This is a genomic window from Arthrobacter sp. P1_B9 (assembly GCF_056406495.1).
The window spans coordinates 68397-93335 of sequence record NZ_JBFUAA010000010.1 but is presented as its reverse complement, the minus strand read 5'-3'; the positions used below and the strand labels follow the sequence as shown (position 1 = coordinate 93335).

Genomic DNA, 24939 nt, shown 5'->3' with positions numbered 1-24939 from the left:
GCTGCCTGTCCTCAGGCAGCAGCCCCGGGAAAGACAGCCCGGGAACAGACCGCCCGGGGAACGACGTCCCGCGGGTCGGCCGCCCGGGTGCTGCCGGCCCGCTGCCCGCGCGCGGCTCAGCCAAGACGCCGGATCCTGGGATCGTTCCGGGCCACCCAGTCCAGCAGCAGCTGCCGGCTGATTTTGCCGCGGTCCGTCAGGGGCAGCTCAGTCAGCACGAAGTACTCCAGGGGGCGCTTGTTCCGGGCCAGCACATCGTCGATCCCGGACCGCAGCTGGGTGGCGGTGACCGCCCCGTGCGAGGGCACGACGCCGGCCACGACGCGCTGGCCGCGAAGATCGTCAAGCATGCCGGCCGCCACGGCCGCCGCGACGCCCGGGACGGAGGCCAGCGCCATCTCGACCTCATGCGGGTAGACGTTGGTGCCGGCGGTGATGATCATGTCGGAGCGGCGGCCCAGCATGTGCAGGGTCCCGTCGGAGAGGTAGCCCTGGTCCCCCACGGTGTACCAGCCGTCGAAACAGCGCAGCGCCTGGCCGTCGTCACCCCACAGGTAGCCGTTGCTGACCATGCCGCTGCGGACGCAGATGTTGCCGTCGCTGCCGTCCGGGAGTTCGGCGCCGTCGTCGCCGAGGATGCGGATTTCGACGCCGGGAAAGGGCTTCCCGATGCCGGTCCCGCCCGGCTCGACGGGCTCGCCCGGACGCAACCCGGCGCCCGAGACGAAGCTGAGCTCGGAGGCGCCGTAGTACTCGAAAATGGTCGCGTTGGGGGCCCAGCGCCGGGCCGCCTCCAGCGTCCGGGCGTCCAGCTTGGAACCGGCGCAGATGATGCTGCGGATGCCGGAGGCATCGACACCGCCGGTAAGGCCCCGCTCGCTGAGCAGCCGGAGCATGGTGGGCACCAGGACCAGGCGGGTAATGCCGTCGTGGCTGACGGCCGCGTGGGCGGCACCGACGTCGAAGTGGTCCAGGCTGTGGAACTCGGCGCCGGCATACAGGGATTCGGCGAGGGCATAGAGGTTCAGGCTTGCCGCGAGCGGCCCGGGAGCCAGGGACTTGTCGTCCTGCGTCAGTGCGAAGAATTCGATGGAGGCCTCGAAGGATTCCTGCCAGGACCGCCGCGAGCGGGTGAACGCCTTGGGCACCGAGGTGGTGCCGGACGTCAGGCCGACCAGGAACGAGGTCTCCGGCGGCCCGTCGACCAGGAACGGGTCCGGCCCGGGAGCTGCACGCGCCGGACCCGTTTCCGTCCCGGCGATGCGGGCGGTGATGCCGTCCTGGAGTTGCTGGGGCCAGGCCGGGTCCAACACGGCGCACTGACGCTCACCAGCCACGGCCGCGGCGAACGCTATGGCGAAGTGGGTTGAATTTTGTAGGGACAGCACAGTGATGGCCGGCGCCGAAGGCACCAGGGCCGCCGCTTTGTCCCGCAGGGCCGACCAGCTGAGGTGCTCTCCGGACACGACGACGGCTGTCTCGTCGGGACGGTCATCGGCCCAGCGCTGGAGTCTGTCGAGAAAAGGCATCGAACCAACTTTAGCGTTGCCGGGCGCCGCGGCTGCGTGTGCGGGATATTGTGACTCCATGAGCTTTAACGACAACGCCCCGCTGGACCCGTCACAAGTCCAGGACCGTCGCGGGATGGGCCGCGGCCCGATGATCGGCGGCGGGATCGGCGGCGGCATCATCCTGCTGCTGGCAGCCCTCTTTGGCATCAACCCCCAGCTTCTCGAGGGTCTGGCCGGCACCGTCCAGGAGCCCCAGTCGCAGAGCCAGGGCTCTCCCCCCGCCTGCCAGACCGGCGCTGACGCCGACGCCCGCCTCGACTGCAGGATCACCGGCACGGTGAACAGCCTGAACGCCTTCTGGCCGGCCTATCTGTCGCAGTACAACACCAAGTACCCGCGGCCGAAGGCCGTGATCTTCACCGGCGGAACCAACACCGGCTGCGGCGCCGCCACCTCGGACGTGGGGCCGTTCTACTGCCCCGTGGACACCACGGCGTACTTCGATCCCGGCTTCTTCCAGGAGCTGGTGGACCGGTTTGGCTCCTCAGGCGGTCCCCTGGCGCAGGAATATGTGGTGGCCCACGAATTCGGCCACCACGTCCAGAACCTGCTTGGCGACCTCGACCGGGCGCAACAGGATCCGCAGGGCCCCGGCTCCGGGGGTGTCCGGGTTGAGCTCCAGGCCGACTGCTACGCAGGGCTGTGGGCCCACTATGCAACGACGCAGGCGGATCCCAAGACCGGCCAGCCCTATCTCGACCCCTTCACTGACCAGGACGTGAAGGACGCCCTGTCGGCGGCCTCCGCCGTCGGTGATGACCGCATCCAGAAGGCCGCCACGGGCCGCGTCTCACCGGAGGCATGGACCCATGGCTCAAGTGCCCAGCGGCAGAAGTGGTTCTACCAGGGGTACACCACCGGGGACATCAACAAGTGCGACACGTTCGCGGTGGCAACGCCTTAGCCCCACCCCCTGGCCCCAGCCCCCTGGCCCCAACCCTTCGGCCCAACTCTCGGGCCTAAACCCGAGGCCTCACCCGCGCTGCCGGCGCCGGATCGGGACCTCGACGTAGCTGAGGAATCCGGCGTGGCCCAGGTGCCGGTGCTTTGCGTGCCACACGGGCCGGTATTGGTGCCCGAAGGGGTCGGTCACGAGGACCGATTCCAGCCGGTCGTTTCCGGCCAGGAGGCGGTCGACGTCGGCCAGCGCATTGCGCCGCGTCGCCAGACCGTCGATGTCCAGGCTCCAAAGTCCCAGCTCAGCATCGGTTCCGCGTTCCAGCTGCAGCGTCTCGAACAGTCCGGCCACGAGCCCGGCGAGCCCGACGGGGTCAACCCGTTGCAGCCGGAGGGATTCGGGATGCACGTCACGCGCCTCGGCGAGGGCCTGGCGCAGCCAGTGGAACTCCACCGATCCCAGGGGCGGTCCCATGCGCAGGTGGCGGTTCTCGTCCAGCTCCAGCCGGTAGGTAGTGGCGCTGCGGTCCATGATGCACGGAGCTTCGCCGACATATTCGAAGTCGGCCAGCAGGGCTTCCCGGGACCGGTAGTAGGAGAACTCGCCGCTGTCCTCGACAACCACGAAGTCCTTGCCCGCATCGGAGGGCCGCGGCGGTGGCGTGGCATCCATTCCCGTGTGCCTCCTGTTCGACGGCGTGCCCGGCCCGAAGCGTGTGGACCCGTTGTCTTTATCAGACCACCGCCGGGACGATATGGGAACGGCGGCRGGAACGCCGGAACGAAATGACGACGGCGGCCCCGCCTCAWTGAGGAGGGGCCGCCGTCGGCGTAATTAGGGAGGCGGTGGGGACCTAGATGTTGAAGCCCAGGGCTCGCATCTGGTCGCGGCCGTCCTCGGTGATCCGTTCCGGACCCCATGGCGGCATCCACACCCAGTTGAGCCGCCAGTCGTCGACGATCCCGTCCAGGGCCTTGCCGACCTGCTCCTCGATCACGTCGGTGAGCGGGCAGGCGGCGGTGGTGAGGGTCATGTCGATCAGCAGGGCGCCGTCGTCGTCCGAGTACTTCAGACCGTACAGCAGGCCCAGATCAACGATGTTCACCCCGAGTTCCGGGTCGATCACATCCTTGAGCGCCTCTTCGACATCCTCGAGGCCCGTGCGGGCCACATTGAGTTCGGTCATTGCGGAGTCCTAACTACGCCTGGGCTGCAGCCGAGGCGGCAGCGATGGTGGCCGCCCCTGCGCCGGTGGCGTAGCGGTCGTAGCCTTCGTCTTCGAGGCGGTCGGCGAGCTCCGGGCCGCCCTCTTCCACAACCTGGCCATCGACGAACACGTGCACGAAGTCCGGCTTGATGTAGCGCAGGATCCGGGTGTAGTGCGTGATGAGCAGGGTGCCCATGTTGCCTTCGCCGTGGGCGCGGTTGACGCCCTCGGAGACAACCTTGAGCGCGTCGACGTCCAGGCCGGAGTCGGTCTCGTCGAGGATGGCGAACTTCGGCTTGAAGAGCTCGAGCTGGAGGATCTCGACGCGCTTCTTCTCGCCGCCGGAGAAGCCTTCGTTGACGTTGCGCTGGGTGAAGTCGGCGTCGATGCGCAGCTGCGCCATGGCGGCCTTGACGTCCTTGGTCCACGTGCGCAGCTTGGGGGCTTCGCCGTCGATCGCGGTCTTGGCGGTGCGCAGGAAGTTGGTCATGCTCACGCCCGGGACCTCGACGGGGTACTGCATGGCGAGGAACAGGCCGGCGCGGGCGCGCTCGTCGACGCTCATGGCGAGGACGTCTTCACCGTCGAGGGTGATCGTGCCGGAGGTGACGTTGTAGCGCGGGTGCCCGGCGATGGTGGACGCCAGCGTGGACTTGCCGGAGCCGTTGGGGCCCATGATGGCGTGCGTCTCGCCGGTCCTGATGGTCAGGCTGACGCCCTTCAGGATTTCCTTGGTGCCCTGCTCGGTGTCAATGCTGACGTGCAGGTCCTTGATCTCAAGAGTCGACATGTGTCTTGTTCTCCTCTGCACCGTGCCCTCGGCACTGTGCGTTTTCTTGGCGATAAGTTTTCTTGTGCGGGTTGCCGGCTGCAGGCAGCTAGCTGAAGTTGGGAGCCTCGGCGCCGTTCAGGACTTTGGTGAAGTCCACGTAGACCTCGTCATCCAGGACGGTCACGGCAAACACGGGAACGGGATCATAGGCCGGCAGCTGGAGCGGCTCGCCGCTGCGCAGGTCGAACTGGGAGCCGTGGCCCCAGCACTCGATTTTGCAGCCTTCGACTTCTCCTTCGGAGAGCGAAATGTCCGCGTGCGAGCAGGTGTCGCCGATGGCGTGGATCTCCCCCATCGAGTCCTTCACGATCGCTACCGGGTAGTCGTCGATCAGGATCCGCAGCGCCTGCTTGAGTTGGATCTCGCTGGCGTTGCAGACTAGCTCGCCCTTTGGCTGTTCAGTCATTGATGTCGTCCGTGTTCTCTGGTGCTGCGCACTAGTGATTGGTCGCCGCGAGTTCGCGCTCGACGGCTTCCGTGAGGCGCTCTTCGATGGCCGGAACGTTGATCTTCTGGATGATCTCGTTCAGGAACCCGCGGACCACCAGGCGGCGGGCCACCTCTTCCGGGATGCCACGGGCCATCAGGTAGAACAGGTGCTGATCATCGAATCGTCCGGTGGCGCTGGCGTGGCCGGCGCCGGCGATCAGGCCGGTCTCAATCTCAAGGTTCGGCACGGAATCGGCGCGGGCACCGTCGGTCAGGACCAGGTTGCGGTTGGCCTCGTAGGTGTCGGTGCCTTCTGCTTCCTTGCGGATCAGAACGTCACCGACCCACACGGTGTGCGCGTTGCGGCCCTGCAGGGCGCCCTTGTACAGGACGTTGGACTTGCAGTTGGCCACGGCGTGGTCTACGAACAGGCGCTGCTCGAGGTGCTGGCCGGCGTCGGCGAAGTACAGGCCGAACAGTTCCACTTCGGCGCCCGGGGCGGTGAAGCGTGCCGAAGGCGTGACCCGCACGAGGTCGCCGCCGAGGCTGACGACGATGTGCTTGAACTTCGCGTCGCGGCCGAGCTTCGCCTGCTGGGAGGAGGCGTGGACGGCGTCGTCGTTCCATTCCTGGAGCGAGATGACGGTCAGCTGCGCGCCGTCCTCAACGAGGATTTCGATGTTTTCCGAGACGACGGCGGTGCCCTGGTGGTCCAGGACGACGACGGACTTGGAGAACTTTTCCGCGACGATCACGACGTGCTGCGCGGAAGCTTCGGTGCCCTGGCCGGTCAGCAGCACGCTGACCTCGCCCTCCACCTCGACCTCGGACGGGACCGTGATGACGGTGGCCTCGGTGAAGTTCTCCCAGGCGTTCGCGGAGACGCGGTCCTCGGGGATGGCGGCGGAGCCGATCCGGCGGTCGTCACGGCCGACGGTCTCGACCCTGACGCTGTCCGGAGCGGTGACGCTCACGGCCGGCGCCGCACCGGTGAGGACCTCGGTGTGCAGGCCGCGGAGGCGCTTGAGCGGGGTGAAGCGCCAGTCCTCTTCCATGCCGGTCAGCGGCTTGAAGTCCGCCAGCTTGTAGGAGGTCAGGCGGCCGGCGCGCGAGCTGTCCGGTACGCCGACGCCGCCGCCGTGCGAGTGGCGCTTGACGGCTTCGCCGGCCAGCGGCGCCTTGGACTCCGCGGCGTTCAGCGGTGAGAGGCTTTCGCCTTCCTCGGTGAAGCCGTTGATGAACGGCTGGGCTGAGGGCGCGCCGATGCGGGCCTTTTCAGTAGTGATGTCAGTCATTAACCGACCGATCCTTCCATCTGCAGTTCAATCAGTCGGTTCAGCTCGAGGGCGTATTCCATCGGCAGTTCGCGGGCAATCGGCTCGATGAAGCCGCGGACGATCATCGCCATGGCCTCGTCTTCGCGCATGCCGCGGGACATCAGGTAGAACAGCTGCTCTTCGCTGACCCGCGAGACCGTGGCCTCGTGGCCCATCGTGACGTCGTCCTCGCGGATGTCGATGTACGGGTAGGTATCCGACCGGCTGATGGTGTCCACCAGTAGGGCGTCGCAGCGGACCGTGTTGGCCGAGTGCTTGGCGCCTTCGCGGACCTGGACCAGGCCGCGGTAGGCAGCACGGCCGCCGCCGCGGGCCACGGACTTGGAGATGATCGAGCTCTTGGTGTTGGGCGCGATGTGGACCATCTTGGAGCCGGTGTCCTGGTGCTGGCCTTCGCCGGCGAACGCGATGGACAGGGTCTCGCCCTTGGCGCCTTCGCCCACGAGGTAGACGGCCGGGTACTTCATGGTGACCTTGGAGCCGATGTTGCCATCGATCCACTCCATGGTGGCGCCCTCTTCGCAGATGGCGCGCTTGGTCACCAGGTTGTACACGTTCGTGGACCAGTTCTGGATGGTCGTGTAGCGGACGCGGGCGCCCTTCTTCACGATGATTTCCACGACGGCGGAATGCAGCGAGTCCGAGGTGTAGATCGGCGCGGTGCAGCCTTCGATGTAGTGGACGTAGGAGTCCTCGTCGGCGATGATCAGCGTGCGCTCGAACTGGCCCATGTTTTCCGTGTTGATGCGGAAGTAGGCCTGCAGCGGGATGTCCACGTGGACGCCCTTGGGCACGTACACGAAGGAACCGCCGGACCAGACGGCCGTGTTCAGCGACGCGAACTTGTTATCGCCCACCGGGATGATGGTGCCGAAGTACTCCTGGAAGATCTCCGGGTGTTCGCGCAGCGCGGTGTCGGTGTCCAGGAAGATGACGCCCTGGGCTTCCAGGTCCTCGCGGATCTGATGGTAGACCACTTCAGACTCGTACTGGGCGGCGACGCCGGAGACGAGGCGGCTGCGCTCGGCTTCCGGGATGCCCAGCTTCTCGTAGGTGTTCCGGATGTCCTCGGGCAGGTCCTCCCAGGTGGCGGCCTGCTTCTCGGTGGAGCGCACGAAGTACTTGATGTTGTCGAAGTCGATGCCGGACAGGTCCGCGCCCCAGGTGGGCATGGGCTTGCGGTCGAAGTACTTCAGGCCCTTGAGCCGGAGGTCGAGCATCCATTCCGGCTCGTTCTTCTTGGCCGAAATATCGCGAACAACGTCCTCATTGATACCGCGGCGGGCGTTGGCCCCGACGTCGTTCTTGTCGGCCCAGCCGTACTCATAGGTGCCAATTCCGTGGAGCTCGGGATTCTTTTCCAGAATCTCCGAAATCACAGTAGAGTCAGCAACCTTCTTCTCTGATAGTTGGTCCGTCATCACGGCCTTTCTTGGAGATGGTTGGATACTTCGTCCGGGTTGACCGGTGCAGCGGGACTGGGAGTCCCGATGGCGGCCGGACGGCCCGTAGGTATGTGGGTGGTGCAGACGTGCCCGCCGCGCGCCAGGGTGGACAGCCGGCGCACATCGACGCCGACCAGCCGGGAGAACACCTCAGTCTCCACGTCGCAGAACACGGGGAACTGGGCAGCCAGGTGCTGGATGGGGCAGTGCCCCTGGCAGAGCTGGACGCTGGAGAGCGCCGCCGGGAGCGGGGCCTTGGCTTCGATCGACTGCGCCGAGGCGACGAACCCGTCGCGGCTCAGCGCCGCGGAGAGAGCCTGGGCGCGGGCCGTGATGTCCGGTCCGGCCTGCTCGATCTCCGGTGCGTAGCGGCGCTCCATGTCGGCGAACCGCTCGACGGCGAACTGCCGCACGGCCTCGGGGCCGGCCGCCTCGCCGAGCCGGCGCAGCGCCACGGAGGCGATGTCGAGGTAGTCGTTGCCCAGGTTCGACTGGCCCTGGGAGCTCAGGACGTAGCGGCGGGCGGGCCGTCCGGCGCCGGCACCGGCGCGGGCAACCCGCTTGACCTCAATCACTCCGGTGCGCGCGAGGTGGTCCAGGTGGCGGCGCACGGCGGCCGGAGTGAAGCCCAGGAGGTCGCCGAGTTCGGCCGCGCTGATGGGTCCGTGCTCCAGCACCGCGTTCAGGACGCGGTCACGCGTGCGCTCTTCGGCGTCGTGCGTGTGGGTGCCGGCAGCCGCGGGAACGGCGTCCGGAACGGCCGCCACGTGTACCCGGGCAGGCCGGACGCGCGCGGCGCCGCGCCCGGACGGGACTGCGGACGTAGCGGCTCCGGACACAGGGCCTCCGGACACAGCTGCTCCAGACACAGCGGCTCCGGACACAAGGGGGCTCATGGAATACACAACACAATCATGTCGTAATTTAGTCCGGCATTCCAGTAAGGCATGGCTTGCCTGCGGGACGCCCCCTCCGGGGAGCCGACGTACTACATCGCGTAGAATGCTGTGGTGCGATCTCCCGAATCCCCCGTTCTGACCATCAGCGGGCTTGTCAAGGATGTTGGTCCACTGCCCACCCTCGACGGCAAGATGCTGCGCGTGGTCAGCGGCCTTTCCCTCATCGCCGAACGCGGCCAAGTCACGGCCCTGCTCGGCGCCAATGGCGCGGGCAAGACCACCACCATCGAATGCGCCCAGGGGCTGCAAAAGCGCACCGCCGGCGCCATCAGCCTACTCGGCCACGATCCGGATTCGGCCGGCGCGGGCCTCCGCGCCCGGGTGGGCGTGATGCTGCAGGACGGCGGCCTGCCGCCGTCGGCCCGGCCCATCCCCCTGCTGCGGCACATCGCCGGCATGTACCAGGACCCGTGGCCGGTGGATGAACTCATCGGCCGCCTGGGCATCGACTCCTTCAGCCGCACCAACGTGCGGCGCCTGTCCGGCGGGCAGAAACAGCGCCTCGCCCTGGCCGCGGCGCTGGTCGGCAATCCGGAGGTCCTGTTCCTCGACGAGCCCAGCGCGGGCCTCGACCCGCAGTCCCGCCAAATGGTCTTCGATCTCATCTCCGAACTGCGGAACAGCGGCATGGGCATCATCCTGACGACGCACCTGATGGACGACGCCCAGCGGCTGGCGGACTACGTCTACATCATCGACGCCGGCCGCAACGTCGCCGAGGGCACCGTCGCCCAGCTCCTGCGCCACCAGCTCCCGGCGGGCGACGCGTCGCAGCACATACGCACCTTGTTGTTCGAAACCGAACCAGGCCTGGACTTCGCCGGCGTGCTGCCCGACGGCGTCGACGTCACCGAGGCGCGGGCCGGCAGTTACGCCGTGACCGGAGCCCTGACCCCCGCCGACCTCGCCGCGATCACCGCGTGGTGGGCCCAGCGCGGAATCATGCCCAGCTCCCTGAGCCTTGAAGCGCGCAGCCTCGAGGACGTCTTCCTGGACATCTCCGGAAGGGAGATCCGATGAACCGCGTAACAGGTGGTGCCCCGCTGGAGAGCGCACGCCGTGCCGGCGCGCCCCCCGCCGCGCATGGCAGCGCGCCCGCTTCCCTGCTGCGCCGCATCCTGCTGCAGGGGCAGTACGAAACAGTCACCATGCTCAGGAACGGCGAGCAGCTGATCCTCGCGATCGTGCTGCCGCTGCTGGCCATGGTCGGGCTGACCGTGACGCCGCTGCTGGACGGGCTCGGTTCGAGCCGCATCAATGTCGCCGTCCCCGGCATCCTGGCCCTGTGCGCCATGTCCACGGCCTTCACCGGGCAGGGCATCTCCACCGGCTTCGACCGCCGCTACGGCGTCCTGCGCTTTCTTTCCACGACACCCCTGGGCCGCACCGGCCTGATTGCGGGGAAGGTCCTGGCCGTCCTGGCGGTGCTGTTCCTGCAGGTGCTCATCGTGACCGCGGTGGCCGTGCTGCTGGGCTGGCAGCCCAATCCCGCGGGCTGGCTGCCCGGGCTGGCCATCCTGATCCTCGGCGCCGCCGCCTTCACGGCACTCGGGCTGCTGGTCGCCGGGACGGTCCGGCCGGAGGCGACCCTGGCCATCACCAACCTGCTCTGGATCCTGCTCGGCGCGCTGGGCGGAATCGTGATTCCGGCCGAACGGCTCCCGGCGCTGGCCCAGGCTGTGGTGCATTTCCTCCCCTCCGGCGCGCTGGGCCAGGCGCTGAGGGATGCTTTCCTGTACGGCAGCGTCAATGGTGCCGCCATTCTTGTCCTGCTGCTCTGGACGGCGATCGCCGGCGGCGCAGCAACCCGTTGGTTTAAGTGGAATTGAGAAAACTGTGAGCACGGCGTCACGAACTCCCCGGATTGTCTCCGGAATCACCTCCCGGCTGCCAGTCCGCGTCGATAAGACGATCAGGCGGCTGGCCGTGCTGTCCCTCATTGGCCAGATCGTCCTGGTGGTGACCGGCGGTGCCGTCCGCCTGACGGCCTCGGGCCTTGGCTGCCCCACGTGGCCGCGCTGCACGGAGGGATCCCTGACGACCACCCCGGAAATGGGGATGCACGGAATCATCGAATTCGGCAACCGGCTCCTGACGTTTGCGCTGGCGGCCGTCGCCGTGATGATGCTGGTCTATCTGTGGAACCTCCGCAAGGAGCGCCGCGACCTCTTCCTGCTGGCCCTCGGCCTGCTCGCCAGCATCCCGGCCCAGGCCGTCATCGGCGGCATCACGGTGCTGACCCAGCTGAACCCATGGGTCGTAGGCCTGCACTTCCTCGTGTCCATGGCCCTCGTGGTCCTGGCGACCCTTCTGGTGAACCGGGCGTACGGCCGCACGGGCAAGGCCCGGACCGTGCAGCTTCCCGCCCTGCCGGGCGTTGCCCGCCCGGTGATGACCGCCGTCGCGGTCCTCTCCGCCGTCGCGGTCTGCCTCGGTGTGGTGGTGACCGGCGCCGGTCCGCATGCCGGGGACGCGAACGCCCCGCGCAACGACCTCGACTGGGACCTGTTCGCGCACATCCACGCCGTGCCCGCCTACCTGGTGACCGCCGGCGCGCTGTTCGCGCTGGTCCTTGTGGTCCGCGGGCGGATTCAGGGGCCGTTCCGCTCCGCGGTGTTCATGCTCCTGGGCGTCACGGTGCTGCAGGCCGCAATCGGCTTCACGCAGTACTACAACGGCATCCCGGCGCTGCTCGTCGGCGCTCACATGCTGGCGGCGGCACTGCTGATGAGCGCGGCGACCAACGCCGCGGACCTCGCCCGCTACAGCCCGGTGGACTAACCGGTGGACTAATCAGCCGCAGCACCCCTGAACAAAGCATCGCGGGGTCACTTACCGCCCTTCCGGCACGTCCGGACGGGCCGTAAGTGGCCCCGCGTTTGCTGTCTGTTGCTGTCTGAGCCCTCGTACGGGCGCTGCGGCAACAATGACCAGTAGCGCATTCACCTCCCGGGGGCTGGCCTTGACGGGATTTCCGGGTGGACTATGGGATGGCATGGATATGGATCGTCGCGGCCGTGGGCTTTCCTCGTTCGTTCCCGTGACGCTGACCGGAAGGCCTTCTCTGATGCAAGCGACAGAACCGACCGTGCCTCCTTCACCCTCAGCCCGCCAACGCGCGGCGAGCCTCAAAGAACGCGTCTACATCATCTTCACGAGCCTGGCCGTGGTGTTGGCACTTCGGAGTCACGCGGACGAGACCACGCCGCTGGCAGCGGCGGCGACGCTCAGCATCGTGGTGATCGGCTCCCTGCTGGGGATTTTCGTCGCCGACCTCCTGAGCCACCTGACTGTTCATTCGAAGCTTCCCACCGGTGAGGAGCTGCACCACATGATCGCGGTCAGCGCGGGCGGCCTCGGCGTCCTGGTCACCCCGCTGCTCCTCCTCACGGCAGCCGGCCTCGGTCTGTGGTCGACGGCCGTTGCCCTCGGGTGGGCAGTCGCTGTTCTGGTTGTTTCGCTCGGCATCGTCGGGTTCCTCGCGATCCGCCGCCTCGAGATCCCGCTCCGTCACAAGGCCGCCATCATGTTCGCCGAAGTCGTGTTGAGCCTGCTGGTAATCGGGCTGGAGCTGGTGGCCCACAATCTCTAAAGAAGCCTAGAGGCGTCGCCCCTCGACGCCCGGTTACCGGCCGGTCACTTGTCCAAACAGGAAAGATTTCGGAATACTGGAAGGTGTGGCCCCTTTTCGGGCCCGCCCTACAACCAACCGCAGAGCCGGGCAACTGCAGAGCCGGGCAGCCGCAGAACCGGCGTCAGGTTTCGTCCAGCCAAGGCGGGAATACTTGGATAGGGCGCAGGACTGGCGCCGCAATCGCATCCATGGATAGACGGACGGCGCGGTTTTGCCTTGATGCAGCTGGAATCGGAACCGGCCAGACAGAGGCACCGGAGGATATGTGGCGTTACTAGTCGGCGAAAGGCCCGCACAGACGGTCCAACATACTGCAAAGCGCCCACGGCTGGATGGCCTGGACGTTCTTCGCGGTGCCGCCGTGGGCGCCGTCCTGCTCGGACATTCCTGGCCCGGCATATTCCAGGGCGCCGGCATCGTGGGTGTCATTGCCTTCTTCGTACTGAGCGGTTACCTGATCACCAACGTGCTGGTCGGCGATATCGAACGGCACCGAAAGATTCGCTACGGACGCTTCTATGCGCACAGGGCCTTCCGGCTGGTGCCGGCACTGGTTTCCCTCCTGGGCGTCTACGCGAGCGTCGAATTGGCCACCGACGTCCTCGGTGACCGGTCCAAGGGAATCGTGGGGTACACAGTCCTCGCCGGTCTTGGCTACCTCAAAGACCTCCCCCTGCCGTTCGACGTCAGCATGGCGGTCGGACCGCTCTGGACGCTGGCGGTGGAAGAACAGTTCTACCTGATCTGGCCCGCGCTGCTGGTGCTTGCCCTGCGGCGCAACCGCCAGGGACGGCTGATTGGCTGGTCCGCCGCCGTCGCACTGTTCCTCATGTCGGCCAGTGTGCTGGCAATGGTGACCCTGGCCCCGCAACTTCACTCCCTGGTTTACGCGCTGCCGACCACGTGGGGCCTGGGCCTGATCATCGGTTCGGCCTTGCGGTTGTACAGGGTCCATGTGTTCAACTGGTTCACCGGCCGCTGGCTCAGGCGCACGGCCCTGCTCGGTTCCGTCGCCGTCCTGGCCGCGCTGATATACTTCCCGAAGGCCAACGAAACGCCGGCCTTCATGTTCATTGGCGGCCCGCTGGCCATGGCCGCCGCGGCCGTCCTGGTCGCACTGGCCGCCTCCCGAACCGCGGTGATGCCGAAGTGGACGCGCCCGGTGCAGCTGCTGGGCACCGTCTCCTACGCCGCGTACCTCTGGAACTACCCCGTCATTCTCTGGCTCAACGGCGGCTCCACGGCCGATCTGCCGCCGCTCATCGCGGTGTCGGCCATCGTGGTGACCCTGCTCATTGCGGTCATCAGCTGGCACACTGTCGAACGGCTCGGGCGGATCGCGCGGGCCCGCTTCGACCAGCACTATTCGGCCCGCTACCATCCGGACCGGCAGCAGGCCGGCAGCGCCGCTTCCCGGCACGGTTAGTCGGCACCCCTCAGTCGGCGCTATTCAGTCGGCGCCCGGCTCGTTCTCCAGCGTGCAGGCATCGGTGTTCGCCCCGCAGACGATCACCGCGACGCGTTCCCCTTCGGCGGGTGTGTACGCCCCTGACGTGAGCGCCGCGAACGCAGCCGCAGCCCCGTATTCGGCGGGGATCCGGTAATCGCCCCACAACTGTGACCGGGCGGCGACGATGGCGGCGTCGTCCACCAGCACAGAGGTCGGCGGGACGCGTGAGGCGATGCTGAAGGCGATCCCACCCACGCGCCTGGCCCCGAGGGAGTCCGCGGCGACGCCCGAAACGGCCACATCGACCGGGCGGCCGGCGTCGAGGGCCGCGTGCAGCGTGGGGATGGTGTAGGGCTCGACCGCGACGACGCGGGCCCGGCCCTCGGCAGCTGCCGCCACGCCCGCATAGAGTCCGCCGCCGCCGACGGCGACGACGATCGTGTCGATGCCGGGCTCGTCCTCGAGGATTTCCTCGGCCAGGGTGCCTGCGCCTGCCGCAATTTCCAGCTGGTCGTACGCATGGCAGAACAGGGCGCCGGTATCTTCCACGTAGTGCATTGCGGCCGCGAAAGCCTCCGCGTACTCGGCGCCGACCTGCCGGACCGTGGCGTTGTACGCGAGGAGACGCTCGACCTTTACCCGCGGGGCGTTCTCCGGGACGAACACCGTCGCCGGCACACCGAGGACCGCGGCGGCGTACGCGTTCGCCAAACCCGCGTTGCCGCCCGACGCCGCCACTACACCGACTGCCGGGTCAAGCTCCCCGCGCTCCCGGGCGGCGAGCTGGCGGTTGAAGGCGCCGCGTGCCTTGAAGACGCCCGTGTGCTGCAGGAACTCACATTTGAACCAGAGCGGGGCGGCAGCGGTACCACCACGGAGCAACGGTGTGCGCCGCACGTGGCCACTGATGCGGTTCTGTGCCTGAAGTACATCGCTGCGGTTGATCACGGGCTCCCCCTGGGGTTGTGTCGCCTGGCCGGTTCGTAAGGATACCCCGGGACCGAAAAGGACCGTCCCCCTGATACAGCAGACGCTCCCCCACCACTGGCGAGGGAGCGTCAGGCAGATGAACGGGGGGGATCAGCCGCCCATGATGGCCGAGCCGACGAACGGATCGACGGCCAGGGCAATGAAGAGCAGGGTCAGGTAGCTGATGGAGCCGTGGAAGACCTTCATGGCCCCCTTGTTGGATACGTCGCCGGCCTGGGCGCGGTTGTACAGGGCGTGCGACTCGTACAGGAACCAGGCACCGGCGCCGACGGCGGTCACCGTGTAGACCCAGCCGGCACCACCGGCCGGGATCATCAGCAGCGAGCACGCCACCATGGCCCAGGCGTAGAGGACCACCTGCACCGAAACCACCTTCGCCCCGGCGATGGCGCCCAGCATCGGCACGTTGGCGTTGCGGTAGTCCTCGCCGTAGCGCATCGACAGCGGCCAGTAGTGCGGCGGCGTCCAGAGGAAAATCACCATGAACAGTACGACGGCGGGCCACTCGACGGTGTTGGTGACGGCGGCCCAGGCGATCAGGACCGGGAAGCACCCGGCGGCGCCGCCCCAGACAATGTTCTGGGCCGTGCGCCGCTTCAGGATCATGGTGTAGATGACCACGTAGAAGACGATGGCGCCGAGTCCGAGCCACGCGGCGAGCGGGTTGGCCCCGAACCAGAGGATGGCGATCGCCGCCGCGCCCAGCAGCCAGGAGAAGATGAGGGCTTCGCGGGGTGTGACCTCACCGGTGACCAGGGGCCGGTTCTCCGTGCGGTGCATGAGCTTGTCGATGTCGCGGTCGATGTAACAGTTGAAGGCGCCTGCGGAACCTGCCGCGAACGCGCCGCCCACCAGCGTCGCCAGGATCAGGCCGATCGACGGGAAGCCGCGTTCGGCATAGATCATGGTGGGGAGCGTGCTGACGAGCAGAAGCTCGATCACGCGGGGTTTCGTGAGCGCCAGGTAGGCCTTGGCTTTGCGGCCGAAGCCCATTCTTCCCGAGGCCGGGGAGGCGTTCAGCGGCGTATTAGTTGTGCTCACGGTGGCAGTCACTCTGTTCTGTCTGGCTGTGCAGTTCTGTCTGGCTGGGCAGCCCCGGGTGGATTTCGCAACGCACTGTGCTGCAGACCGGGCTCCGCGCTCGGCGCACACCCGTGTCCTTGCCCCAGTCGAAGGCCACCACCCATCATACCGTGGAGCTCCGGGCCGGAGGGCCGCCGAATGCCGCGCCATGATTCCGGCGCGTTAACGCCGGCTCACCGGCCCCGCGGCGGACGGTGATTCATATAAGCGAAATCAGGTCCAATTGGTGAGATATACGCTGACCACAAAGTGGAATGGGACTAGGCTGTCATTAGATCAGCGCACACGGGCACGCATTTAGGCACTTGCCGGAACACGCGGCTCTGCATCTGCGTCTGAATGATAGATCAACGTTTCGATGGTGAACGGCTGGTACGAACCGCAGCGGGCACCGAACTGTGCCCGGGCGGGAAAAGAGCGTACCGCCGGCCGTCAGCACAGAGAGGGGCCCGGTTTTCGTGCCACATTTGGAAGAGCAAGAACTGTCATGGACTGACTTGGACCAGCGCGCAGTGGACACCGTCCGGGTGCTGGCCGCGGATGCGGTGGAGAAAGTCGGAAACGGCCACCCGGGGACGGCGATGAGCCTTGCTCCGGCCGCGTATTTGTTGTTCCAGAAGCTGATGCGCCACGACCCGGCGAATCCGGACTGGCTGGGCCGCGACCGGTTCGTCCTGTCCCCCGGTCACACGTCCCTGACCCTGTACATCCAGCTGTTCCTCGCCGGCTACGGCCTGGAACTGAAGGACCTGGAGGCGCTGCGGACCTGGGGCTCGCTGACCCCGGGCCACCCGGAGTACAAGCACACCAAGGGTGTGGAGATCACCACCGGCCCGCTGGGCCAGGGCCTGGCGTCCGCGGTCGGCTTCGCCTATTCCCAGCGCCGGATGCGCGGCCTGTTCGACGCCGACGCTCCCGCCGGCACGAGCCCGTTCGACCACACCATCTGGGTGATCGCCTCCGACGGCGACCTGCAGGAAGGCGTCACCTCCGAGGCGTCCTCACTCGCCGGTCACCAGGAACTGGGCAACCTCGTGGTGATCTACGACGAGAACCACATCTCGATCGAGGACGACACCGATGTGGCGTTCACCGAGGACGTCCTGGCCCGCTACGAGGCCTACGGCTGGCACACCCAGCGGGTCGACTGGACCCGGACCGGCGAATACGTCGAAGACGTCCAGGAACTGCACGCCGCTCTGCTCGCCGCGAAGGCCGAAACCGGCAAGCCCTCCATCATCTCCCTGCGGACCATCATCGGGTACCCGGCGCCGAAGAAGCAGAACACCGGCAAGATCCACGGCTCCGCCCTCGGCGCTGAGGAAGTCGCGGCCCTGAAGAAGGTCCTGGGCTTTGACCCGGAACGTGCCTTCCAGGTCGACGAGGACGTCCTGGCCCACGCCCGTGCCGTCCAGGACCGCGGCGCGGCCGCCCGCGCCGAATGGCAGGCCTCGTTCGAGGCGTGGCAGGCCGGCAACCCCGAGTCCGCTGCACTGCTGGAACGCGTCGAGGCGAAGAAGCTCCCGGGCGACTTCGAAGCCGCCCWGCCGGTCTTCGAAGCCGGCAAGGACGTCTCCACCCGGGCCGCCTCCGGGAAGGTCCTGAACGCGATCGGCCCGGTCATGCCCGAACTCTGGGGCGGCTCCGCCGACCTCGCGGAGTCGAACAACACCACGATCGAGGGCTCGCCCTCATTCATCCCCACGTCCCGGTCCACCGCGGCGTGGAAGGGCAACCCCTACGGCCGGGTCCTGCACTTCGGCATCCGCGAGCACGCCGCTGCGTCGATCGTTAACGGCATCTCCCTGCACGGGCGCACACGGGCGTTCTCCGGAACGTTCCTGATCTTCTCCGACTACCAGCGCCCCGCGATCCGGCTCGGCGCCCTCATGGGCGTCCCGTCGCTGTATGTCTGGACGCACGACTCGATCGGCCTGGGCGAGGACGGCCCCACGCACCAGCCCGTTGAGCAGCTCGCCTCCCTCCGCGCCATCCCGGGCCTGGACGTCGTCCGCCCGGGAGATGCGAACGAGGTGGCCGCGGCCTGGAAGGCCATGCTGGAAAACCACGAAAACCCCGCCGGCATCGTCCTGACCCGGCAGAACATCCCCACCTACGCCCGCGGCACCGGCGTGGCCGACGGCGACACCTTCGGCTCCACCGCCGGCGTCGAGAAGGGCGGCTACGTCCTTGCCGAGGCGTCGAAGGACGGCTCCACCGTCGAAGCCCAGGTCATCCTGATTGGCACCGGCTCCGAGGTCCAGCTCGCCGTCAACGCCCGCGAAGCGCTGCAGGCCGAGGGCATCCCCACCCGTGTGGTGTCCATGCCCTGCGTGGAATGGTTCAACAAGCAGGACGCCGCCTACCGCGACGCCGTGCTGCCCCCGGCCGTGAAGGCACGCGTCTCGGTCGAAGCCGGACTGGCCCTGGGCTGGAAGGAATTCGTCGGCGATGCCGGCCGTTCCATCTCCCTGGAGCACTTCGGAGCGTCCGCGGACTACAAGCGCCTCTTTCAGGAATTCGGCATCACGGCAGAAGCAGTCGCCGCCGCCGCGAAGGAATCCCTCGCCGGCCTCACCAACTGATCCACCACCACGGTTCCGGGGGACGCTGTGCCCCCGGAACCCATGATTTCCAGGAGTTATGAAATGACTACCCCCACCCAGCAGCTCTCCGACGCCGGCGTCTCGATCTGGCTCGACGATCTCTCCCGCGGCCGCCTCCAGACCGGCACCCTGCGCAAGCTGATCGAAGAGAAGAACGTCGTTGGCGTCACCACCAACCCGTCGATCTTCCACGCCGCCATCACCGCCGGCCACGACTACGACGCCGTGATCGCCGCCCAGGCCGCCGCCGGCGCCACCGTCGAAGAGACCGTCTTCGAAATCACCACCACCGACGTCGCCGACGCCTGCGACCTGTTCGCCCCCGTCGCAGCGGCCACCAAGGGCGTCGACGGCCGTGTCTCCATCGAGGTCGACCCCCGCCTGGCCTGGGACACCGCAGGCACCATCGCCGAAGCGAAGCACCTGTACAAGAAGGTCAACAAGGACAACGTCCTGATCAAGATCCCGGCCACTCTCGAAGGCCTCGAGGCCATCACCGCCACCCTGGCCGAGGGCATCAGCGTCAACGTGACCCTGATCTTCTCGCTGGAACGCTACCGCGCCGTGATCAACGCCTTCCAGTCCGGGCTCGAGCAGGCCAAGGACAACGGCCACGACCTGTCCACGATCCACTCGGTCGCGTCCTTCTTCGTCTCCCGCGTCGATGCCGAAATCGACAAGCGCCTCAACGCCATCGGCACCGAGGAAGCCAAGGCACTCAAGGGCAAGGCCGGCCTGGCCAACGCGCGCCTGGCCTACCAGGTCTATGAGGAGCTCTTCTCCACCGAACGCTGGGCCCTGCTGGCCGAGGCCGGCGCCCTGCCGCAGCGCCCGCTGTGGGCCTCCACCGGCGTGAAGGACCCGGCCTACCCGGACACCCTCTACGTCACCGAACTCGTCGCCCCCGGCGTCGTCAACACGATGCCGGAGAAGACGCTCGACGCGACGTTCGACCACGGCACCGTGACGGGCGACACCGTCTCCCGCGGCTACGACGACGCCAACGCCACGCTGAACTCCCTCGACGCGCTGGGGATTTCCTACAACGACGTCGTCGCCCTGCTCGAATCCGAAGGCCTGGACAAGTTCGTGGCCAGCTGGAAGGAACTGCTGGGTGACGTCGAAGGCGCCCTGGCCTCTGCACGGAAGGCTTCCTAACCCACCATGAGCACACTCAGCTACGACGCCACCGGCGCAGCCCGCCAGGCACATGAGCAGCACCTCCCGGCACTGCTGGAAGACCGCATCGCCACCCGGATCTTCGCGAAGGACCACACCCTGTGGGGTCCGGACGCAGAGCAGGAATCCGCTGTCCGGCTGGGCTGGGTCGAGGCGGCTTCCGTCTCCCAGCCGCTGGTCGGCGACATTCTCGAACTCCGTGACGCGCTGAAGGCCGAGGGCGTAACGCGGATCGTCCTTTGCGGCATGGGCGGCTCTTCGCTGGCGCCTGAAGTCATCGCGGGCACCGCTGGCGTCGAGCTGACTGTTCTGGACAGCACCGACCCCGAACAGGTCAGTGCCGCGGTGGCGGACCGGCTGGACGAAACCGCGATCGTGGTTTCGTCGAAGTCCGGCTCCACTGTGGAAACCGATTCCCAGCGCCGGATCTTCGAGCAGGCGTTCACCGATGCCGGGATCGATGCGAAGAGCCGCATCATCATCGTCACCGACCCGGGGTCGCCGCTGGACAAGGCCTCCCGGGAGGCCGGCTACCGCGCCGTCTTCAATGCAGATCCGAACGTCGGCGGCCGTTTCTCGGCTCTGACCGCCTTCGGGCTGGTCCCGTGCGGGCTGGCCGGCGTCGATATCCAGGCTTTCCTGGATGAGGCCGAAGAAGCCGCCGAGATCCTCAATGAGGACTCGGAGGACAACATCGGCCTCGCCCTCGGCACCGCCCTGGGCGGCACCACCCCGCTGCGCAACAAGATCGTCATCGCGGAGGACGGATCCGGGATCGTGGGCTTCGCCGACTGGGCCGAGCAGCTCATCGCCGAATCCACGGGCAAGCTCGGCACCGGCGTGCTGCCGGTCGTAGCCGGTCCTGCCTCCCCGGAAGCCACCCTGGGCGCCCCCGACGTCCTGGTCATCCGGCTCGTCGCGGCGGATGCCGACGTGCAGCTCGGCGAGAACGAGGTCGCCATCGCCGGCGGCTTGGCCACGCAGATGATGGTGTGGGAATTCGCCACCGCCGTGGCCGGCCGCCTGCTCGGCATCAACCCGTTCGACCAGCCGGACGTCGAGGCAGCGAAGATCGCCGCCCGCGGCCTGCTGGACGCACAGCCCGCACCGACGCCGGCGAATTTCACCGACGGCGCCATCGAGGTCCGCGGCGGGGAATGGCTCGGCAACGCCGGCACAGCGGCCGAGGCCGTCAGCGCCCTGCTGGGCGAACTCGGCCCGGACAACTACCTCAGCGTCCAGGCCTATTTCGACCGGCTGGCCTATGCCAGCCTCGAGGGCGTCCGGGACGAACTGGCCGCGGCCAGCGGACGCCCGGTCACCTTTGGCTGGGGCCCGCGGTTCCTGCACTCCACCGGCCAGTTCCACAAGGGCGGACCCGCGATCGGCGTCTTCCTGCAGGTCACGGCCGCATCCGCGGCTGACCTGGCCATCCCGGACCGGCCGTTCACGTTCGGCGAGCTGATCTCGGCGCAGGCCGCGGGCGATGCCCAGGTCCTGTCCGAGCACGGCCGTCCGGTCCTCCGGCTGCACCTGGCCGACCGCGCCGCGGGTGTGAAGCAGCTCCAGGAGCTCGTCACCTCCCTTGCCGGCCAGGCAGCACCCTCCACTGAAAGCTAAGGCACCCACGCAACCATGCCAGAAACCTACAACGGCGGCAGGAACACGGCCGGCCGGGGGCGCAATCCGCTCCGGGACCCCCGTGACCGCCGTCTGAACCGTATTGCCGGACCGGCGTCGCTGGTCCTGTTCGGGGTGACCGGGGACCTCGCCCGCAAGAAGCTCATGCCCGCCGTGTATGACCTCGCCAACCGCGGGCTGCTGCCGCCGAGCTTCGCGCTGGTGGGCTTTGCCCGCCGCGAGTGGGAGAACGAGGACTTCGCCGCGGAGGTCAAGGAGTCCGTCAAGGCGTACGCCCGCACCCCGTTCGATGAAACGGTCTGGAAGCAGCTCTCCGAGGGCATCCGCTTCGTGCAGGGCGAGTTCGACGACGACGAGGCGTTCAAGCGGCTCTCCGACACGATCGATGAGCTCGACGAACAGCGCGGGACGCGGGGAAACCACGCGTTCTACCTCTCGATCCCGCCGAAGGCCTTCGAACAGGTCTGCCGTCAGCTCTCCAAGCACGGCCTGGCCCAGGCCGCGGGCGACAACTGGCGCCGCGTGGTGATCGAAAAGCCGTTCGGACACGACCTCGAGTCGGCCCGGCAGCTCAACGACATCGTCGAGTCGGTATTCCCGCCGGACGCGGTGTTCCGGATCGACCACTACCTGGGCAAGGAGACGGTGCAGAACATCCTGGCACTGCGCTTCGCCAACCAGCTCTTCGAGCCGCTCTGGAACGCCAACTATGTGGACCACGTCCAGATCACCATGGCCGAGGACATCGGGACCGGCGGCCGGGCAGGCTACTACGACGGCGTGGGCGCGGCCCGCGACGTCATCCAGAACCACCTGCTGCAGCTGCTGGCCCTGACGGCGATGGAAGAACCGATTTCCTTCAACGCGGACGACCTGCGTGCCGAGAAGGAAAAGGTCCTCGCCGCCGTCCGGCTCCCCGAGGACCTCTCCTCCCACTCTGCCCGCGGGCAATTCACCGGCGGCTGGCAGGGCGGCGAGGAAGTCCTCGGGTACCTGGAGGAGGAGGGCATCCCGGCCGATTCCAAGACCGAGACGTTCGCCGCGATCCGGGTGGACATCAACACCCGCCGCTGGTCCGGCGCGCCGTTCTACCTGCGCGCCGGCAAGCGGCTGGGGCGCCGGGTGACGGAGATCGCCGTCGTGTTCAAGCGCGCACCAAACCTGCTCTTCACGGACCACGGCGAGGACGACTTCGGCCAGAACGCCGTGGTGATCCGGGTCCAGCCTGACGAGGGCGCCACGATCCGGTTCGGTTCCAAGGTTCCGGGCACCCAGATGGAGGTCCGGGACGTCACCATGGACTTCGGCTACGGCCACTCCTTCACCGAGTCCAGTCCCGAAGCCTACGAACGCCTCATCCTGGACGTGCTCCTCGGCGAGCCGCCGCTGTTCCCCCGGCACCAGGAAGTTGAGCTGTCCTGGAAGATCCTGGATCCCTTCGAGGAATACTGGGCCGGCCTGGACGAACAGCCCCAGCCCTACGCTCCCGGCAGTTGGGGCCCCGCCTCGGCCGATGAGCTCCTAGCCCGCGACGGACGAACCTGGAGAAGGCCATGATCGTAGATCTTCCCGATACCACCACCTCCAAAATTTCCAAGAAGATCATGGCCCTGCGCGAGCAGGGCGGCGTGATCGCCCTGGGCCGGGTCCTGACCCTCGTGGTCGTCACCCGCTCCGGGCTGGAAGAGGAGGCCATCGAGGCCGCCAACGAGGCCAGCCGCGAACACCCGTGCCGGATCATCGTCCTCGCCGACGCCGGGGCCTCGGCCCCAACCCGGCTGGACGCCCAGATCCGCGTCGGCGGCGACGCCGGCGCCTCCGAGGTGATCCTGTTGCGCGGCTACGGCGAACTCGCCGAGGAAAGCGAATCCCTCGTCGCGGCCCTGCTGCTCCCGGACGCCCCGATCGTGGCCTGGTGGCCGCACGGCGCGCCCAGGAACGCGTGCCAGACCTCGGTCGGGGGCATCGCGCACCGCCGGATCACCGACTCGGCCAATGAAGCGGACCCGGTCGCGGCGCTGGAGAACATCCGCCGCACGTACAAGGCCGGCGACACGGACCTGGCCTGGACCCGGCTGACCAACTGGCGCATCCAGCTGGCCGCGGTCCTGGACCAGGTGGACGACTCGCCGGTGACGGCCGTGGCCGTCGAGGGCGCCTCGGACTCACCCAGCACCGTGCTTCTCGCAGCCTGGCTCACCCTGGCCCTGGACGTTCCCGTGACGATCGTGGCGGATCCGGCCGGAACCGGCATCCGGCGCGTCCGGCTGACCCGGCCCGGCGGCGACATCCAGCTCTTCCGGCCCGGGCTTACCATCGCCGAACTGACCCAGCCCGGCCAGCCCGCCCAGCGGATCTCGCTGCCCCGCCGCAGCCTCAAGGACTGCCTGGCCGAAGAACTCCGCCGCCTGGATCCGGACGAAGTCTTCGGTGAAGTGATTACTATGGGACTGCCGCGTACCAATCTAAGGAGTGTCCGTCCCAGTGAGCGCTGACCCGAGAGTAAGCATCCATCCTGACTCGACCGTTCTGATGGCGGCGATCGCAGCCCGCCTGATTACCAAGCTGGTGGATATCCAGGACCGGCACGGCGAGGCCACGGTGGTGCTTACCGGGGGAACGATGGGCATCGGCTCGCTCAGGGCCGTGGCCGAATCGCCCGCGGCGCGGGCCGTCGACTGGTCCAAGGTGAACTTCTGGTGGGGTGACGAGCGCTTCGTGGCGGCCGGCGACGCCGAGCGCAACGCCCGCCAGGCCCAGGACGCCCTCCTGTCCCACATCAATGTTGATCCGGCGCGCGTCCATGTGCCCGGTTCCACCGATGACTTCGACAGCCCGGACGACGCCGCGGCCGACTATGCCCGCCGGCTCGCCGAGGCGGCGGCCGGTGAGCACGCCGCGGACATGTCCGACGACAGGCCGGAACAGCCGGCGCGGCTTCCCCGCCTGGACATTGTCCTCCTCGGCGTGGGGCCGGACGCGCACGTCGCCTCGCTCTTCCCGGAGCAGGCCGGCATCCGGGAGAAGGAACTGACTGTCGTGGGCGTCCACAACTCCCCCAAGCCGCCGCCGGCGCGGGTGTCGCTGACGTTGCCGGCGATCAACACGGCATCCGAGGTGTGGATGGTGGTGGCCGGTGATGACAAGGCCGGCGCCGTAGGGCTGGCCCTGGCCGGCGCCAATCCCGTACAGGTGCCCGCCGCGGGGCCGCGCGGCCGCCGGGAAACGCTGTGGCTGATTGACGAGGACGCGGCCTCACGGGTCCCGGAGCAGCTCGTCCGGAAGGGTCCGTCCGGAGCGTAGACGTTCCAGCGCTCCAGCCAGCACGTCTTCGGCGTCCTGGCTGGAGCGCCGCTCTTTAACGTATTCCAGATGCGTCTTGAAGCCTTCTGTTGGCGTTTCCTCCAGGGCAAACTTTGATTCGTCGCGGGTTGCGGTGCCGCCGCAGCGCCGGCAGTCCCAAACTCCGGGGATCTGTTCCTCCGGAAGCTGTGCGAACACGAGCGAGGTTTCATGGCCCTTGGCGCACCGGAACGATACACGAATACGGGGCTGGCGTACGCCGGCCCCGTTCAGTGGTTCGTGGCGGGGAGTTGCCCCCTCGGTGGCGCCCACACGGATTCCTTTGAATCCGGAAGCAGAATGCAGCATCGGGAACTCCTGGCTACTTGGCTGGTG

Annotated in this window: 23 protein-coding genes; 12 read left to right on the top strand and 11 right to left on the bottom strand. The window is 67.7% G+C overall.

Annotation, left to right across the window (positions count from 1 at the left end):
* Positions 1-116: 116 nt before the first annotated feature.
* Positions 117-1529, bottom strand: coding sequence for a class I adenylate-forming enzyme family protein (locus AC1D1A_RS14700; protein WP_476948028.1), 1413 nt, complete (start codon positions 1527-1529; stop codon positions 117-119).
* Between the two features lie 58 nt (positions 1530-1587).
* Between AC1D1A_RS14700 and ypfJ the strand changes: the two genes are divergently transcribed.
* Positions 1588-2475 carry a KPN_02809 family neutral zinc metallopeptidase gene (gene ypfJ / locus AC1D1A_RS14695; RefSeq protein ID WP_476948027.1) on the top strand — a complete coding sequence of 296 codons (888 nt, stop codon included), beginning with the start codon at positions 1588-1590 and terminating at the stop codon, positions 2473-2475.
* 69 nt (positions 2476-2544) lie between these two features.
* Here the strand turns inward: ypfJ and AC1D1A_RS14690 are convergent, their stop codons facing one another.
* From AC1D1A_RS14690 to AC1D1A_RS14660, 7 genes are all read right to left on the bottom strand, one after another.
* On the bottom strand, positions 2545-3141 hold the full coding sequence (locus AC1D1A_RS14690) for a hypothetical protein (protein ID WP_476849628.1): 597 nt from the start codon (positions 3139-3141) through the stop codon (positions 2545-2547).
* A gap of 181 nt (positions 3142-3322) precedes the next feature.
* Positions 3323-3655 (bottom strand): metal-sulfur cluster assembly factor, encoded by a 333-nt coding sequence (locus AC1D1A_RS14685; RefSeq protein WP_018772973.1) that lies wholly within the window; start codon positions 3653-3655, stop codon positions 3323-3325.
* Positions 3656-3668: 13 nt separating this feature from the next.
* Positions 3669-4466, bottom strand: coding sequence for a Fe-S cluster assembly ATPase SufC (gene sufC, locus AC1D1A_RS14680; protein ID WP_026537381.1), 798 nt, complete (start codon positions 4464-4466; stop codon positions 3669-3671).
* 88 nt (positions 4467-4554) lie between these two features.
* Positions 4555-4914, bottom strand: a complete 360-nt coding sequence (locus AC1D1A_RS14675) for a non-heme iron oxygenase ferredoxin subunit (protein ID WP_476948026.1) — start codon at positions 4912-4914, stop codon at positions 4555-4557.
* Positions 4915-4945: 31 nt separating this feature from the next.
* Positions 4946-6232, bottom strand: coding sequence for a Fe-S cluster assembly protein SufD (gene sufD, locus AC1D1A_RS14670; protein ID WP_476948025.1), 1287 nt, complete (start codon positions 6230-6232; stop codon positions 4946-4948).
* The gene (gene sufB / locus AC1D1A_RS14665; RefSeq protein WP_223917411.1) at positions 6232-7695 is read right to left on the bottom strand and encodes a Fe-S cluster assembly protein SufB; all 1464 of its coding nucleotides are present in this window, start codon (positions 7693-7695) and stop codon (positions 6232-6234) included. Before sufB ends, sufD begins: the two co-directional genes overlap by 1 nt.
* Positions 7695-8558 (bottom strand): helix-turn-helix transcriptional regulator, encoded by an 864-nt coding sequence (locus AC1D1A_RS14660; RefSeq protein ID WP_476948024.1) that lies wholly within the window; start codon positions 8556-8558, stop codon positions 7695-7697. The genes sufB and AC1D1A_RS14660 overlap by 1 nt, the downstream gene beginning before the upstream one ends.
* A 171-nt stretch (positions 8559-8729) precedes the next feature.
* Here AC1D1A_RS14660 and AC1D1A_RS14655 point away from each other — a divergent pair, with 171 nt between their 5' ends.
* The 5 genes from AC1D1A_RS14655 (at position 8730) to AC1D1A_RS14635 (ending at position 13738) form a co-directional block, all read left to right on the top strand.
* Positions 8730-9698 carry an ABC transporter ATP-binding protein gene (locus tag AC1D1A_RS14655; RefSeq protein ID WP_028275511.1) on the top strand — a complete coding sequence of 323 codons (969 nt, stop codon included), beginning with the start codon at positions 8730-8732 and terminating at the stop codon, positions 9696-9698.
* Positions 9695-10507 (top strand): ABC transporter permease, encoded by an 813-nt coding sequence (locus AC1D1A_RS14650; RefSeq protein ID WP_476855928.1) that lies wholly within the window; start codon positions 9695-9697, stop codon positions 10505-10507. Before AC1D1A_RS14655 ends, AC1D1A_RS14650 begins: the two co-directional genes overlap by 4 nt.
* Before the next feature lie 7 nt (positions 10508-10514).
* Positions 10515-11459, top strand: a complete 945-nt coding sequence (locus AC1D1A_RS14645) for a COX15/CtaA family protein (RefSeq protein WP_476858599.1) — start codon at positions 10515-10517, stop codon at positions 11457-11459.
* Between the two features lie 286 nt (positions 11460-11745).
* Positions 11746-12270, top strand: coding sequence for a hypothetical protein (locus AC1D1A_RS14640; protein ID WP_476849623.1), 525 nt, complete (start codon positions 11746-11748; stop codon positions 12268-12270).
* Between the two features lie 307 nt (positions 12271-12577).
* On the top strand, positions 12578-13738 hold the full coding sequence (locus AC1D1A_RS14635; RefSeq protein ID WP_476948023.1) for an acyltransferase family protein: 1161 nt from the start codon (positions 12578-12580) through the stop codon (positions 13736-13738).
* Positions 13739-13762: 24 nt separating this feature from the next.
* Here the strand turns inward: AC1D1A_RS14635 and AC1D1A_RS14630 are convergent, their stop codons facing one another.
* Together AC1D1A_RS14630 and AC1D1A_RS14625 are read right to left on the bottom strand one after the other, a co-directional pair.
* On the bottom strand, positions 13763-14710 hold the full coding sequence (locus AC1D1A_RS14630; RefSeq protein WP_476948022.1) for a threonine/serine dehydratase: 948 nt from the start codon (positions 14708-14710) through the stop codon (positions 13763-13765).
* A gap of 132 nt (positions 14711-14842) precedes the next feature.
* Positions 14843-15805: a heme o synthase gene (locus AC1D1A_RS14625; RefSeq protein ID WP_026266346.1), complete on the bottom strand. Its 963-nt coding sequence runs from the start codon at positions 15803-15805 to the stop codon at positions 14843-14845.
* Between the two features lie 497 nt (positions 15806-16302).
* Between AC1D1A_RS14625 and tkt the strand changes: the two genes are divergently transcribed.
* The 6 genes from tkt to pgl all read left to right on the top strand — a co-directional run bounded on the left by tkt (position 16303) and on the right by pgl (position 24564).
* Positions 16303-18420 (top strand): transketolase, encoded by a 2118-nt coding sequence (gene tkt / locus AC1D1A_RS14620; RefSeq protein ID WP_476948021.1) that lies wholly within the window; start codon positions 16303-16305, stop codon positions 18418-18420.
* Positions 18421-18483: 63 nt separating this feature from the next.
* Positions 18484-19599 carry a transaldolase gene (tal, locus tag AC1D1A_RS14615; protein ID WP_476872135.1) on the top strand — a complete coding sequence of 372 codons (1116 nt, stop codon included), beginning with the start codon at positions 18484-18486 and terminating at the stop codon, positions 19597-19599.
* 6 nt (positions 19600-19605) lie between these two features.
* Positions 19606-21240, top strand: a complete 1635-nt coding sequence (locus AC1D1A_RS14610; protein WP_476948020.1) for a glucose-6-phosphate isomerase — start codon at positions 19606-19608, stop codon at positions 21238-21240.
* A gap of 15 nt (positions 21241-21255) precedes the next feature.
* Entirely contained in the window at positions 21256-22818 is a 1563-nt protein-coding gene (gene zwf, locus AC1D1A_RS14605) for a glucose-6-phosphate dehydrogenase (RefSeq protein WP_476849618.1), read from the top strand.
* On the top strand, positions 22815-23756 hold the full coding sequence (locus AC1D1A_RS14600) for a glucose-6-phosphate dehydrogenase assembly protein OpcA (protein ID WP_028275501.1): 942 nt from the start codon (positions 22815-22817) through the stop codon (positions 23754-23756). The genes zwf and AC1D1A_RS14600 overlap by 4 nt, the downstream gene beginning before the upstream one ends.
* A complete protein-coding gene (pgl, locus tag AC1D1A_RS14595) occupies positions 23746-24564 on the top strand; it encodes a 6-phosphogluconolactonase (protein WP_290370274.1) in 819 nt (272 codons plus the stop codon). Before AC1D1A_RS14600 ends, pgl begins: the two co-directional genes overlap by 11 nt.
* Here the strand turns inward: pgl and AC1D1A_RS14590 are convergent.
* The gene (locus AC1D1A_RS14590; RefSeq protein WP_306292809.1) at positions 24517-24876 is read right to left on the bottom strand and encodes an RNA polymerase-binding protein RbpA; all 360 of its coding nucleotides are present in this window, start codon (positions 24874-24876) and stop codon (positions 24517-24519) included. The two genes, pgl and AC1D1A_RS14590, sit on opposite strands and share 48 nt — an antisense overlap.
* Between the last annotated feature and the right edge of the window lie 63 nt (positions 24877-24939).